The sequence below is a fragment of the Rhizobium sullae genome, assembly GCF_025200715.1.
In the GTDB taxonomy this organism is placed as follows: domain Bacteria; phylum Pseudomonadota; class Alphaproteobacteria; order Rhizobiales; family Rhizobiaceae; genus Rhizobium; species Rhizobium sullae.
Genome location: NZ_CP104144.1, coordinates 445,377 through 458,195 on the forward strand (window position 1 = coordinate 445,377; position 12,819 = coordinate 458,195).

Here is a 12,819-nt window from a genome sequence, read left to right on the forward strand (position 1 = left end):
TAGTGACCAGATCTTATGGCGGAGGTGTGACATCAGCGAGAAGCCATGTGTCCGGCTGAGCATTGATTGGTGTTTTTGAGAAAAAATCCACCGTTATAACAGGTCGCTGGTCCATATCCCTTCAAGATCTGGGCTTGGCGGACGATTTTCTGGGTATGAGGGTCGGAGCCGAAATACGGACTCGATCGTCAGCTGAAATGGCGCCGCTTGTGAGCAGATCCAAAGCGTTTGACGCAATCTGCTCGAAGGGGACGCGCAGTGTCGTGAGCGGTGTCGGAAGATGACTGACGATCGGGATATCGTTGTATCCGACGACTGAAACATCGTTGGGTACGGATATTCCGAGGCGTGACAGGCCGGAAAGAGCACCGATTGCGGTGTTGTCGTTCACGGCAAAGATCGCCGTCGGACGATCTTCGAGGCGCATGAGCTGCAGGGCCGCATCCGCTCCGGCGTCGATCCCGAAGGTCGACGGCACAATGCAATCCGGGCGGACCGAGATAGCGGCCTCTTCCAGTGCCTGCCTGTAGCCTTCGACGCGTCCGCGCGAGCTGGAGGCATATGAAGGACCGGCAATTACTCCGATACGACGATGACCGAGGTCCAGGAGGTGGCGCGTCGCCAGATATCCGCCCAGCCTGTCGTCGCCCACCGAAGACAGGCTCCGTCCATCGGTACGCAACGCCAGGACAAAAGGTACACCTCGGGCCCCCAGTTCGTCAGGAAAATCGTCATCCTCGCGTGCAGTCGAAAGAATCAAGCCGTCGACGCCTCGTTTCAGAAGTGACTCGGCAGCAAGTCTGTCGGCCTGGGGTTTATCATCGGTTGTCGCGACAATGGCGAAGCGGCCACTTTTGCTGCACGCTTTTGCCAGGGACTCGTAGAGCATTGCCATGACGGTATCAGTCAGCCGGGGCACGATCACGCCAACCGTCATCGTGTTGCCGCGTCTGAGGCTCGCCGCGGAGACGTCTCTGACATAACCCATGTCTTCTGCGATTTTCCGGACGCGGCGCGAGGTTTCGTTGTCGGATCGGGGAAGTCGCTCATCGAGGATCCGCGACACTGTAGATTTTGAAACGCCAGCAGCCGACGCAACGTCGAGGATAGTCACCCGTGTCTGGCGGTTCGCTTCTTCGGACTTTGAATCCATTTCACTTTTTTCCATTTACGGCGCTCTCGCGATCAATGCTCCCAAGCATGCATCAAAAAAAATGTTGACTCCAGCAAAATCGGAAACGATAGTGGGAACGTTCCCGTTAACGATCCCATCGCTGATCACGAAGGCGGACAGCGGCTATCAAGGAGGAGACAACCTATGCCAACGATGGATTTGAGGGGCCTGAGCCCGGCACCCGTTACCGCGTTTACTCGCGACGGAGAGCTCGATTATCCGGCCAATGCCCGTATCGCCAAATGGCTTGCCGGCATGGACGGCGTCAAGAGCTTAGTTATCCTCGGTCATGCCGGCGAAGGCACGTTCCTGACCGAGGAAGAGCGCCTGCAGCTCATCCGCACCTATGTCGAAGCCGTCGATGGTCAGGTTCCAATCATCGCTGGTATCACCGGCGAGGGCACTAAGGTCGCCGCTGAAGAAGCCAAGAAGTGCAAGTCTGCCGGCGCGACGGGTGCTCTTGTCTATCCGAACCATGGCTGGCTGCGTTTCGGGTTCCAGAAAGGCGCCCCGCAGGATCGCTACAAGGCCATCTGGCAGGAATCGGGCCTGCAGTGCATCCTGTTCCAGTACCCGGATGCCACCAAGGCTTCCTACGACCTGGACACCCAGCTTGCGATCGCGACCCAAGATGGCGTCGTCGCCACCAAAAACGGCGTTCGAAACATGAAGCGCTGGTACGTCGAGATTCCGGAACTCAAGAAGGCCAACCCGAACCTGCAGATCCTGAGCTGTCATGACGAATGGCTGCTGCCGACCATGTTCGATGTCGACGGCCTGCTTGTGGGCTACGGCAATATCACACCGGAGCTGCTGATCGACCTGATCAAGGCAGGAAAGGCGCAGAACTATCCGGAAGCTCGCCGGATCTTTGATCGTCTCCTTCCGGTCACCCGTGCCGTCTACCACCGTGGTTCCCATATGGAAGGCACCGTCGCCCTCAAGCTTGGGCTTGTCCATCGTGGTGTGCTTGACCATGCCACTATCCGCGAGCCGCTGAAGAACCTCGGCGAAAAGGCCGAAGCGGAGATCTTTGCAGCCTTTGATGCTGCCGGCATCGGCCGGGTTGAGCAGCTTCTGGCAGCTGAGTGACTGAGGACGCCCTCGCCTCTCAAGCGGGGGCTTCTTACGGAGAGGGGATTGCGGGCGCATCGGGGAGTGATGCGCCGCGGTCGCACCGTCTGTCACGCTGGTGCCTGACTCGCCGATGAGACAGCCATGCCTTCCGGATCCACAGCGACACCATGCCAAAAGGGTCCCGAAGTTTAAGACATCCAACGCGTAGGTTCGATGCCGGGCCGGGAGAGTAGGCCAGGCAGAGGGAGGAAACATGAATATGGAACAACGGATGGCCGCGCCTTCGCCGGCCGTCGATACCCAAGCTGAAATCAGCGCCCGCCTAGAACGGCTACCAGTGACGCGGGAGGTCTTCTGGGCTCGAAATATCGTCGGCGCAGCGACGTTCTTTGACGGTTACACTGTCATCGCCATAGCCTATGCCATGCCGGTTCTTGTCCGCGAGTGGGGCTTGACCCCGGGACAGACGGGAATGATCTTGTCGATGGGCTACCTAGGGCAGTTGATCGGCGCCATTTGCTTTGGCTGGCTTGCCGAACGGATCGGCCGTCTCAAAGTGCTGCTATTCACCATCCTGCTATTCGTCAGCATGGACGTCGCATGCCTCTTCGCGGCCGGTGCCGGCATGATGATGGCATTTCGTTTCGTCCAAGGTATCGGAACCGGCGGAGAAGTTCCGGTTGCAAGTGCCTATATCAACGAGTTGATCGGCTCGAAGGGGCGGGGCCGCTTCTTCCTGCTGTATGAGGTGTTGTTCTTGCTCGGCCTCGTCGGTGCGGGCTTGATCGGCTACTTCATGGTCCCGGCCTACGGCTGGAAGGCGATGTTCGTCGTCGGCCTGGTCCCTGCGATCCTCATGATCCCGCTGCGTTGGTTCCTACATGAATCACCGCGCTGGTTGGCCGCCAACGGTCGCTATGAGGAAGCCGACCGCATCGTCACCAAGTTGGAGGACAGTGCCCGCGCTGCCGGCAAGGAACTGCCGGAGCCGAAAGTGGTGGCCGCCCCCGTCCGCCGCAAATCCGACTGGCGCGAACTTTTCCAGGGCATCTACCTCAAGCGCACACTGTCGATCTGGGCCATGTGGTTCTGCGCCTATATGGTTGCCAATGGAACGATCACCTGGCTTCCGACCCTCTATCGGCAGACGTTCAAACTGCCGCTTGAAACCAGCATCTTCTACGGCTTTGTCACTTCGATCGGCGGTGTGATCGCGGCCGTTATATGCGCACTGCTCATCGATAAAGTCGGCCGCAAGCGCTGGTACACTGGTGCACTTCTGATCGCGCCGATACCGCTTGTCATCCTCGCCTGGCTGGGTGCGACATCACCGATCCAGGTTCTGATCCTCGCCGGTCTCGCCTACGCCATCGTCCAGACTGTTACCTTCTCGCTCTACCTCTATTCAGCAGAGATCTACCCGACCCGTCTTCGTGCCATTGGCACGGGTACAGGCAGTGCCTGGCTGCGTCTCGGATCCTCTGCGGGGCCTATCGCTGTAGGCTGGGTCATGTCATCGATGGGCATCCAGTATGTCTTTGGCGCTTTCGCAGCGATCCTTCTCGTTGGCGCCCTGGTCACGGTCCTCTTCGCGGTTGAGACCAAGGGCCAGGTCCTGGAGGAACTTTCGCCGTGACGACCTGAAACGTCAGCGATTAAAAAGACTTACGGATCAAAGGCTCGGCTTAAGATCGCCCGGGCCTTGATCTTCTTACTCCTTGGTGGGCGAACTCCGGCGGTCAAGCCGAGGGACATTCATTCCTGTCCCGGATATCGACGCTCTGAAATTCAAAGCCGGAATATTAAAAAATCCAGCGCGATTGGTCTTTGATGGGGGAATTGGTAGTGCTACCGATTCTCGCATACAGCAGGTCCTCCTTACAAAAGTATACTGTCAGAGGCCGCAGTTGTACCGGGTATGGATCAGCGGCTACAGATCTCAATCGGCCTCGCCGCTTAAACCCAGCCAATTCAAATGGAAGCAATCGTGGCCGTGATCTTGAGCAACGGCCACGAGCGACGTGTGCAGGCATTCATCGATGAGGAATTTCACGAAGCCTTGCCCGAGGGTTTTCGTGTACTAGCGACGCCGAGAGGCAAACGGTTTACCGACTTCACCTTCAGGCCCTGTTCTGACAGCTTGCGAGGCCGCCCCTGGCAGGACGGGCGGCGACCCAGATTTCGGCGAGATCCACCGTGCGCGCTGTGAGTGCCGGATAGCCCTCAACGAGCTCGTCGGTGGTAGCGCCTTGCTGTTTCATCGCAGCGATTGTTCGCACCGGTATGCGGGTGCCCTTGAAGACGGGCTCGCCGCCAACCACGCCTTTGACGCTATGGATAATCTTGTCCGCTTCCCGAAGCGCCTCGCTCCTTGCCGCCAGTTGCTCCCTTGCTCGGGCAGCTCGGTCCGGGTGCTGCGCGCATAGATCAAACAGCCCTCCTGCCACCGCCCAGCGATTCCATGAAGCCGACCGCCTTGATCAGCGGGTGCTGAACCAGGCACTGGCCGGCATCGCGCTTGCCGCCCCGGATTAGAAAAACTCGCCATGACCATCCCGGTTGTATGGATCGCAGCGTGGACTGCCAACGATCTCGCTCGTGCCAGGATCGGCCGCCTTGACGACCACAGCGCCGGCTGCTCTCCGTTGGGCTTGACGACCATTGTGAAGTCCTGTGTTCCAGCAATCATTGCAGCGGGTCGGATCTTTTAAAAGAACAGGTCTCAGCGATCCTTCGCTTTGCGCCATGCCTCGTACTTTGGCAGGTATTCATCCTTAGTCCTGGGGTAGAGACCTATAATTGGATCGCCGGCATTTACCTGATCCAGCACGAAGTCTTCATAGCTCTCCATCTCCGTGCATTCCTCGGCGATCTCGTCCGCGAGATGCGCGGGGATCACCATGACGCCGTCACCGTCGCCGAGCATCACGTCGCCGGGAAAGACCGGGGCATCGCCGCAGGAAATCGGCACGTTGATGTCGAGCGCCTCATGCAGCGTTAGGTTGGTCGGTGCCGACGGCCGCTGGTGATAGGCCGGCATTTCCAGCCGGCCGATGCCCTCGGCATCTCGGAAGCCGCCGTCGGAGACGACGCCGGCACAGCCGCGCACGGCCAGCCGAGTGACGAGGATGGAGCCGGCGGACGCTGCCCGCGCGTCCTTGCGGCTGTCCATCACCAGCACATGGCCGGCCGGGCAGGTCTCCACCGCCACCCGCTGTGGATGGTCGGCATTGCGGAAGACAGTGATTGCATTGCGGTCCTCGCGCGCCGGAATATAGCGCAGCGTAAAGGCCTGGCCCACCATGTTGACACCCTTCCAGGAGACGGGATGGACATTCTGGATAAACTGGCTGCGCAGGCCGCGCTTGTAGAGGGCGGTTGCCACGGAGGCCGTCGACACCTTCATGAGCTTGGCGCGTGTGGCATCGGACAATACATAGTCGGACATGGAAGGCTCCCGATCTGGTCAGTTGATCGCCGGTTCATCGACCTTGGGGCCGAATTCCGTCTTGAGGAAATCGAAGTCGCAGCCCTTGTCGGCCTGCTCGATGTGTTTCGAGAACATCAGGCCATAGCCCCGGCCGTAGCGTGGCGGCGGCGGTGTCCAGGCAGCACGGCGGGCTGCCAGCTCTTCATCCGGCACCAGCATGTTGAGGCTGCGCGCGGGAATATCCATTTCGACCATGTCACCGGTCCGGAGCAGCGCAAGCGGCCCGCCGACATAGGCTTCGGGTGCTGCATGCAGCACGCAGGCCCCGAAGGACGTGCCGGACATGCGGGCATCGGAGATACGCATCATGTCGCGCAGGCCGAGCTTAAGGAGTGCTTTCGGCATGGGGATCATGCCCCATTCCGGCATTCCCGGCCCACCCTGCGGCCCGGCATTGCGCAGCACCAGCACCGTGTCCGGTGTGAGTGGATAATCCGGATCGTCGATGATCTTCTTGAGTTCGGCATAGCTGTCGGCCACCAGCGCCGGCCCCTTGTGCCGGTGGAATTGCCGATCGCAGGCCGCGGGCTTGATCACTGCGCCGTCAGGGCAGAGATTGCCCTTCAGCACGGCGAGCGATCCCTCGTGATAGACAGGGTTGGTGAGCGGCCGGATCACGTCCTCGTTCCAGATCTTCACGTCGTCGAGCCCATCGGTCAGCGGCTTGCCGGTGACGGTAATCGCCGTGCTGTCGAGCTTGTCGCCGAGCTGCTTCATCAGCGCGCGCAGGCCGCCGGCATAGTAGAAATCTTCCATCAGGTAATTGCTGCCGGACGGCCGTATATTGGCGACGACTGGCGTGGTCCGGCCTATCCGGTCGAGATCGTCGAGTTCAAGCGGAATGCCGGCGCGTCGCGCCATGGCGATCACATGGATGATGGCATTGGTGGAGCAGCCCGTTGCCATGGCCACCGTCACGGCATTCTCGACGGATGCCGGGGTGACGATCCGGTCCGGCGTCAGGTCCTCCCAGATCATCTCTACGACGCGCCGGCCGCATTGCGTCGACATGCGCTGGTGGCCGGCATCCGCCGCAGGAATGGATGAGGCGCCGGGCAGGGAAAGGCCCATCGCCTCGGCAATTGCAGTCATGGTCGAGGCGGTTCCCATGGTCATGCAATGTCCGTAGGAGCGGGCGATACCGCCCTCGATGCCCTGCCATTCTTCTCTCGATATGGTGCCGGCGCGACGCTCATCCCAATATTTGAAGCCGTCAGTGCCCGAGCCCAGATACTTGCCGGCATAATTGCCGCGCAGCATCGGTCCCGCGGGCAGGAAGATGAAGGGCAGGCCCATGCTGAGCGCGCCCATGATAAGCGCGGGCGTGGTCTTGTCGCAGCCGCCCATCAAAACGGCGCCGTCAACAGGATGCGAGCGTAATAGTTCCTCGGCTTCCATCGCCAGCAGGTTACGGTAGAGCATGGTCGTCGGCTTGACGAAGTTCTCCGACAGCGACAGGGCCGGCAGCTCCATGGGAAAACCACCGGCCTGCAGCACGCCGCGTTTTACCCATTCCACCCGATCCTTGAAATGCATGTGGCACGGCTGGGCATCAGACCAGGTGTTGAGGATCGCGACGATCGGCCGTCCCTCCCAGTCCGCCGGGTCATAGCCCATTTGCATCGTCCGCGAACGGTGGCCGAAGGAACGTTGGTCGTCCGGCACCATCCAGCGGGCGGATCGCAGTTGCTCGTAGGTCTTTTTTGGTGTCATTGACGTCTCCGGCCGGTCTTCGACCGCATTGGCTTCGGTCAGAAGCGGATTTCGTTTGATGTGATGAATGCCTGCAGTGCCGCATGCTGGGATGGAGTGAGCGGCCAGGCTGAAGGCGGCCGGGTGGCGCCGCAATCATGACCGATTGCTGCCAGCGCCGCCTTCACTCCTGTAACATTGGTGCCGTTCAATTCCTCGGCGCGGATCTCCTCGAAGGCTTTCATTCCGGTGATCAGATCGTTGGCCCTGCGGTAGTCTTCCGCTTCCAGCGCCGCGTGGATGGCGACCGAGCGCTCGGGCCAGACATTGATCAGGCCGGACGTAAAGCCGCGTGCGCCGACCGCATAGAAGGCTGGAGCCCAGACTTCCGCCAGTCCGCCGACCCAGACGATGTCGGGATCGGTGGCGGCGATTGCCTCGCCCAGTTTCAGCGGATTGGGCGTCGCCCATTTGACGCCGACGACCGAGGGGAGTTCGCAAAGTGCCGTTATGGCCTTGGTGCCGACGGCGTCGTTGCGTAGGTAGAGCACGACAGGCAAGCCCTCCGCGGCGTCGGCTATCGCCTTCACATAGTCGACCAGACCGCGAGGGGACGAGAACGGATCCGGCGGCTGGTGGACCATCAGGGCCGCGGCTCCTGCTGCCTTCGATGTCCGCGCCAAACGGCAGGCATCCCGTACGCCTCGGCCGACGCCCGCCAGCAGAGGGACGCGCCCGCCGACATGCTCGGCCGAAGCGCACACCATGGCCTGCGCCTCCTCGACCGTCAGCGCATAGAATTCGCCCGTATTCCCGTTAGCGACCAGAATGTGCACGCCCGCTGCTATCGCCTTGTCAACGATCGGCTTCTGCCGGGCGGTATCGATTTCTCCGGCCTTGTTATAAGGGGTGACGAGGATGCCGGAGATGCCTGTGAGGGCTGTGCGTAGATTTTCGGTCATCGGCTGCTTCCTTGTCTCAGTGAAGTTTGCATCGGTCACTCCGTGAAGGCTTCGTCGCGCTTGCGGCTGATCGAGGGTGAAAGCACCAGGCCGAGCACAATCACCGCGACGATCAGCAACGAAAGGCTGAGCGGGCTGCGCACGAAGATTGTCGGATCACCCTGGCTGATCAGCATGGCGCGGCGGAGATTTTCCTCGAGCATCGGCCCCAGGATGAAGCCGAGCAACAGCGGGGCAGGCTCGAAGCGGAGCTTGGAGAGCACAAAGCCGACGACGCTGAAGCCCGCCATGATGAAAACGTCGAAGACGCTGTTGTTGATGCTGTATGCGCCGACACAGCAGAAGCCGATGATTGCAGGAAACAGCAGGTGATAGGGAATGGTCAGCATCCGCACCCACAACCCGATCAATGGCAAATTGAGGATGACCAGCATCAGGTTTCCCGACCACATGGAGACGATCATGCCCCAGAATAGGTCGGGTTTCTCGGAGATGACGTTGGGGCCGGGCGTGATGCCTTGGATGATCATAGCCCCGACCATCAACGCCATGACCGGATTGCCGGGGATGCCAAGCGTCAGCATGGGGATGAAAGACGTCTGCGCTCCGGCATTGTTGGCCGATTCCGGTGCGGCCACCGCCTCGATCGCGCCCTTGCCGAATTCCGCCCTGTTCGGCGAGACGCGTTTTTCAAGCGCATAGGCGGCAAAGGACGACAGCATGGCGCCGCCGCCAGGAAGGACTCCAAGCAAAGAGCCGAGCGCGGTGCCGCGCAGGACCGGACCGCGGATGCGTCTGAAATCGTCGCGGGTCAGCATAAGGCCGGCGACCTTCTTCACTCCGACCGACCGCTCATGCTCGTTTTCGAGATTGCGGAGGATCTCGCAGATTCCGAATATGCCCATGCTGACGGCAACGAAATTGAGACCGTCATAAAGCTCTGGGATGCCGAAGATGTATCGCGGCATGCCACTTTCCACGTCGGTGCCGACCGAGCCAAGCAGTAGGCCGAAGACGATCATCGCGAATGCCTTCAGGAGCGAGCCGCTGGCCAGCGCTACCGAGGCGACGAGGCCGAGGACCATCAGAGAGAAATATTCAGCAGGCCCGAATTTCAGCGCGACTGCGGCAAGCGGCGGGGCCGCAACCGCCAGAAGCAAAGTCGCGACCGTTCCGGCGAAGAAGGATCCAAGCGCTGCTGTTGCCAACGCCGCGCCCGCGCGCCCGTTCCGGGCCATTTGGTAGCCGTCGATCGCAGTGACGACCGACGAGCTTTCACCCGGCAGGTTGATCAGGATCGCCGTCGTCGAACCGCCATATTGTGCGCCGTAGAAGATGCCGGCGAGCATGATCAGCGCCGATTCCGGCCGCAGTCCGAAGGTGATCGGTAGCAGCATGGCGATCGTTGCAGTCGGTCCCAGCCCCGGCAGAACGCCGATTGCGGTTCCCAGCAAACAGCCGATGAATCCATAGAACAGGTTCACGGGTTGGAAGGCGGTGGAGGCGCCCAGCAACAGGTCGGAAAAGATGTCCATAACGAAACCTCCGGCGCGCGATGGCGTCAGTTGCCGAGGAAAGGGATCCATGGCCCGAAGGGGCTGACGGGAAGCGACAGGAGCCGTGTAAAGAGAACGACCGAACTGATCGCCATGAACAGCGCGAGCGCGATTGAATGACGCCAGCCGGCATACTTGCTGGCGAAGCTGACCGCGGCGACCATCAGGAATATGGTCGGAGCGAGCCCAAAGCGGGAGAGCGCCAGACCGAAGAAGATCGGCGCCAGGATGACCAGTGTATAGGCCTGCCAGTTTGCGGGTGCATCCGGTTCGTCCTCGACGGCAACCACCAGAGACTGAACCATGATGAGGGCTCCGATGCCGATCAGCAGCAGGCTCAGTATGACTGGAAAGTAACCTGGTCCCATCTGGAACGAGTTCCCGACATCGAGCTCTCGCCCGAACCAGATGAACAGAAGGCTGACGACGATCATCGCCGCGCCGCCGATAAAGTCGCGACCGTTTCTAATCTTCAACATGGCTTCACGATCCATAGGTCAGAAAGCGCCGGCCGACGCGATGTGCCGGCCGGTGGAAAATGTCACTGCAGCGGGACGTTCGCCGCCTTGATGACCTCAGCCCATTTTTCCGTTTCAGCCTTTATGAAGATCGCGAACTCTTCGGGCGTGTTGCCGACCGGCGTGGCACCCATGCCTTCGATCTTTTCCTTCATCGCAGGTTCGTGAAGGATCACCTGAACCTCCTTGCTGAGCTTCTCGACGATTTCCGGCGGCGTGCCCGCAGGCGCGAAGACGCCATGCCAGGAGGTCGCCTCGAAGCCTGGGATCACGCTGTCCATGGTGGGGACGTCAGGCAGGAGCGATGCTCTGTCGAGGCTGGTAACCGCGAGCGCCCGAAGCTTGCCGGCCTTGACCTGCTGCGCTGCCGTCGGAATGTTATCGAACATGAAGTCGATATGGCCGGCGACAACGTCCATAATTGCCTGGCTGCTGCCCTTATAGGGCACATGGGTAATCTTGACGCCTGCCTTGGTGGCGAGCAGTTCGCCCGCAAGATGGATTGAGGTGCCGACGCCCGACGATGCGTAGGTGTGCTTGCCCGGTTCCTTCTTCAGCAGTTCGATCAGTTCCTGGACCGAATTGACCGGCAGCTTGTCCGGATTGACCACGAGCACGTTTGGCAGGCGGGCGATCAGCGACAGCGGTGCGAAGCCCTTTTCCTTGTCGTAGGACAAGGTTTTGAACAGGGTCTGGTTGATCGCGTTGGAGCTGACCGTGCCCATGCCGATCGTGTATCCGTCGGGAGCCGCTCTAGCGAGATCGCCGAGGCCGACATTTCCTCCCGCGCCAGGCTTGTTCTCCACGATGAACCGCTGGCCAAGTCTTTTGTCCAGCTGCTCCGCCACGAGGCGGCCGAAGGCATCGGTATTGCCGCCTGCGGCAAAGGGCACGATCACCGTCACAGTTTTAGAGGGGTAGTCCTGGTTCTGGGCCTTACCCGCAGTCGCGGCTAAGGAAGCGATCGAAGCGGCCATCGCCGCCACTGTGATGAAACGCATTAAACGCATGAGTTCTCCTCCGGCTTGGGGCACGCGTACGCCCTAATGAAATCCCGTTCCGGCTCCTCAACCGGCAAATGGAAGCGCTTCCATGATATCATCATATTTTTGCCCGGCAAGACTTGGCCATCTCACAATTTAATCAGCTTTTTCCACTGGTTAAGTGAAAACAAGAATCTTTTTTATAGCGGGGATTGCCAAACGGCAAAATGAAAGCGTAAATCATTTTAGCGTGGAGATGAACATGGCCGGACAGGGAAGAAGCAGACTGATAGACCAACCTAGCCCGGTGACGCTGGCGGACATCGCCAAGCTTGCCGGGGTCTCGCCGGTGACCGTCTCGCGCGCGATCAACACGCCCAGCCTAGTGAAGCCAAAGACGCTTGAAGCTATAGAACGCGTTATTGCCAGGACAGGATATGTGCCTAATCTCCTTGCCGGTGGACTGGCGTCCCGCAGGACTAGGCTGGTTGCGGCGATCGTTCCATCGGTGTCCAGCACGATCTTCGCCGAGGCGATCGAAGGTTTGAATGCCGAACTCGTCGCGGAAGGCTATCAACTCCTGCTGGGCCTGTCCGGTTATGACCACCAGCGGGAGATGGAACTAACGCGCGCCATCCTGGCGCGGCGGCCCGATGGCATCATCCTGACCGGCATCACGCATCTGAAGGAAACGCGGGCAATGTTGACGGGGGCCGGTTTGCCGATCGTCGAAATCTGGGATTCCACGCCGTCGCCGCTCGATACCGCCGTCGGCTTCTCGCACTATGATGTCGGCGCCTTGGTCGCCGAATACTTTATGACGAAGGGCTATGATCGTTATGCGCAAATCGGCGCGAACGATCCTCGCGCCATTCAGCGCAGGGATGGGTTTATCAAGCGGCTCGCTGGTGTCGCGGCGGTGGAGCTCCCCGATATCGAGATGAACTCGCCTTCGACCTTTAGCGACGGGCGGAAAGCGTTGACTCAGTTACTCGATCGGGGGAGGGGATCGCTGGCAGTGTTTGGAAGTTCTGATGTCGTGGCGCATGGAGCGTTGACGGAAGCGATCGCAAGGGGGTGCAGAGTTCCGGAGGATGTCGCGATTGTTGGGTTCGGCGACTTCGATTTCGCGCCTCACACTTATCCGCCTCTGACAACAGTCCGAATCGATCGGCGCATGATCGGGACAAAGGCCGCGCGGTCGATATTAAGAAAAATCTCTGGCGAGACTGTCGAGCCCATGATTGAAATCGATTTCGAAATCGTCGCGAGGCAGTCGGCTTAGTCGCCGATGGCGGCGTAGGCGCGGTTTTGATTTCATTCAGCATCTAAAATTGTATATTTCAACGTGCTCGTGTCGGCTGCCC

10 protein-coding genes and 2 pseudogenes are annotated in these 12,819 nt (G+C 60.2%); 3 read left to right on the forward strand and 9 right to left on the reverse strand.

What is annotated here, in order from left to right:
* Positions 1 to 121 precede the first annotated feature (121 nt).
* A complete protein-coding gene (locus tag N2599_RS22770; protein WP_027511054.1) occupies positions 122 to 1,153 on the reverse strand; it encodes a LacI family DNA-binding transcriptional regulator in 1,032 nt (343 codons plus the stop codon).
* Positions 1,154 to 1,318: 165 nt separating this feature from the next.
* On the opposite strand from N2599_RS22770, the gene N2599_RS22775 reads away from it, so the two are divergent.
* Together N2599_RS22775 and N2599_RS22780 are read left to right on the forward strand one after the other, a co-directional pair.
* The gene (locus N2599_RS22775; protein WP_027511055.1) at positions 1,319 to 2,266 is read left to right on the forward strand and encodes a dihydrodipicolinate synthase family protein; all 948 of its coding nucleotides are present in this window, start codon (positions 1,319 to 1,321) and stop codon (positions 2,264 to 2,266) included.
* Between the two features lie 238 nt (positions 2,267 to 2,504).
* Positions 2,505 to 3,887, forward strand: coding sequence for an MFS transporter (locus N2599_RS22780; protein WP_027511056.1), 1,383 nt, complete (start codon positions 2,505 to 2,507; stop codon positions 3,885 to 3,887).
* Between the two features lie 306 nt (positions 3,888 to 4,193).
* Here the strand turns inward: N2599_RS22780 and N2599_RS37640 are convergent.
* From N2599_RS37640 to N2599_RS22820, 8 genes and pseudogenes are all read right to left on the reverse strand, one after another.
* Positions 4,194 to 4,304: pseudogene (locus N2599_RS37640) on the reverse strand (DUF5615 family PIN-like protein); the annotation flags it as partial.
* Positions 4,301 to 4,650 (reverse strand): annotated as a pseudogene (locus N2599_RS22785) (DUF433 domain-containing protein); the annotation flags it as partial. The pseudogenes N2599_RS37640 and N2599_RS22785, both read right to left, overlap by 4 nt.
* A 323-nt stretch (positions 4,651 to 4,973) precedes the next feature.
* On the reverse strand, positions 4,974 to 5,699 hold the full coding sequence (locus tag N2599_RS22795) for a ribonuclease activity regulator RraA (protein WP_027511057.1): 726 nt from the start codon (positions 5,697 to 5,699) through the stop codon (positions 4,974 to 4,976).
* Between the two features lie 18 nt (positions 5,700 to 5,717).
* Positions 5,718 to 7,454 carry an L-arabinonate dehydratase gene (araD, locus tag N2599_RS22800; RefSeq protein ID WP_027511058.1) on the reverse strand — a complete coding sequence of 579 codons (1,737 nt, stop codon included), beginning with the start codon at positions 7,452 to 7,454 and terminating at the stop codon, positions 5,718 to 5,720.
* A 38-nt stretch (positions 7,455 to 7,492) separates the two neighbouring features.
* A complete protein-coding gene (locus N2599_RS22805) occupies positions 7,493 to 8,395 on the reverse strand; it encodes a dihydrodipicolinate synthase family protein (protein ID WP_027511059.1) in 903 nt (300 codons plus the stop codon).
* Between the two features lie 35 nt (positions 8,396 to 8,430).
* Positions 8,431 to 9,930, reverse strand: a complete 1,500-nt coding sequence (locus N2599_RS22810; protein ID WP_027511060.1) for a tripartite tricarboxylate transporter permease — start codon at positions 9,928 to 9,930, stop codon at positions 8,431 to 8,433.
* A 26-nt stretch (positions 9,931 to 9,956) separates the two neighbouring features.
* Positions 9,957 to 10,430, reverse strand: coding sequence for a tripartite tricarboxylate transporter TctB family protein (locus N2599_RS22815; protein ID WP_027511061.1), 474 nt, complete (start codon positions 10,428 to 10,430; stop codon positions 9,957 to 9,959).
* A 62-nt stretch (positions 10,431 to 10,492) separates the two neighbouring features.
* On the reverse strand, positions 10,493 to 11,479 hold the full coding sequence (locus tag N2599_RS22820; RefSeq protein ID WP_027511062.1) for a Bug family tripartite tricarboxylate transporter substrate binding protein: 987 nt from the start codon (positions 11,477 to 11,479) through the stop codon (positions 10,493 to 10,495).
* A 235-nt stretch (positions 11,480 to 11,714) separates the two neighbouring features.
* Between N2599_RS22820 and N2599_RS22825 the strand changes: the two genes are divergently transcribed.
* The gene (locus tag N2599_RS22825) at positions 11,715 to 12,737 is read left to right on the forward strand and encodes a LacI family DNA-binding transcriptional regulator (protein WP_027511063.1); all 1,023 of its coding nucleotides are present in this window, start codon (positions 11,715 to 11,717) and stop codon (positions 12,735 to 12,737) included.
* Positions 12,738 to 12,819: the final 82 nt, after the last annotated feature.

Bases quoted from the DNA above. Each gene is read 5' to 3' on its own strand.
- N2599_RS22780 (WP_027511056.1), top strand. From the start codon at position 2,505: ATGAATATGGAACAACGGATGGCCGCGCCTTCGCCGGCCGTCGATACC.
- N2599_RS22805 (WP_027511059.1), bottom strand. From the start codon at position 8,395: ATGACCGAAAATCTACGCACAGCCCTCACAGGCATCTCCGGCATCCTC.
- N2599_RS22775 (WP_027511055.1), top strand. From the start codon at position 1,319: ATGCCAACGATGGATTTGAGGGGCCTGAGCCCGGCACCCGTTACCGCG.
- N2599_RS22810 (WP_027511060.1), bottom strand. From the start codon at position 9,930: ATGGACATCTTTTCCGACCTGTTGCTGGGCGCCTCCACCGCCTTCCAA.
- araD (WP_027511058.1), bottom strand. From the start codon at position 7,454: ATGACACCAAAAAAGACCTACGAGCAACTGCGATCCGCCCGCTGGATG.
- N2599_RS22820 (WP_027511062.1), bottom strand. From the start codon at position 11,479: ATGCGTTTAATGCGTTTCATCACAGTGGCGGCGATGGCCGCTTCGATC.
- N2599_RS22825 (WP_027511063.1), top strand. From the start codon at position 11,715: ATGGCCGGACAGGGAAGAAGCAGACTGATAGACCAACCTAGCCCGGTG.
- N2599_RS22770 (WP_027511054.1), bottom strand. From the start codon at position 1,153: ATGGATTCAAAGTCCGAAGAAGCGAACCGCCAGACACGGGTGACTATC.
- N2599_RS22795 (WP_027511057.1), bottom strand. From the start codon at position 5,699: ATGTCCGACTATGTATTGTCCGATGCCACACGCGCCAAGCTCATGAAG.
- N2599_RS22815 (WP_027511061.1), bottom strand. From the start codon at position 10,430: ATGTTGAAGATTAGAAACGGTCGCGACTTTATCGGCGGCGCGGCGATG.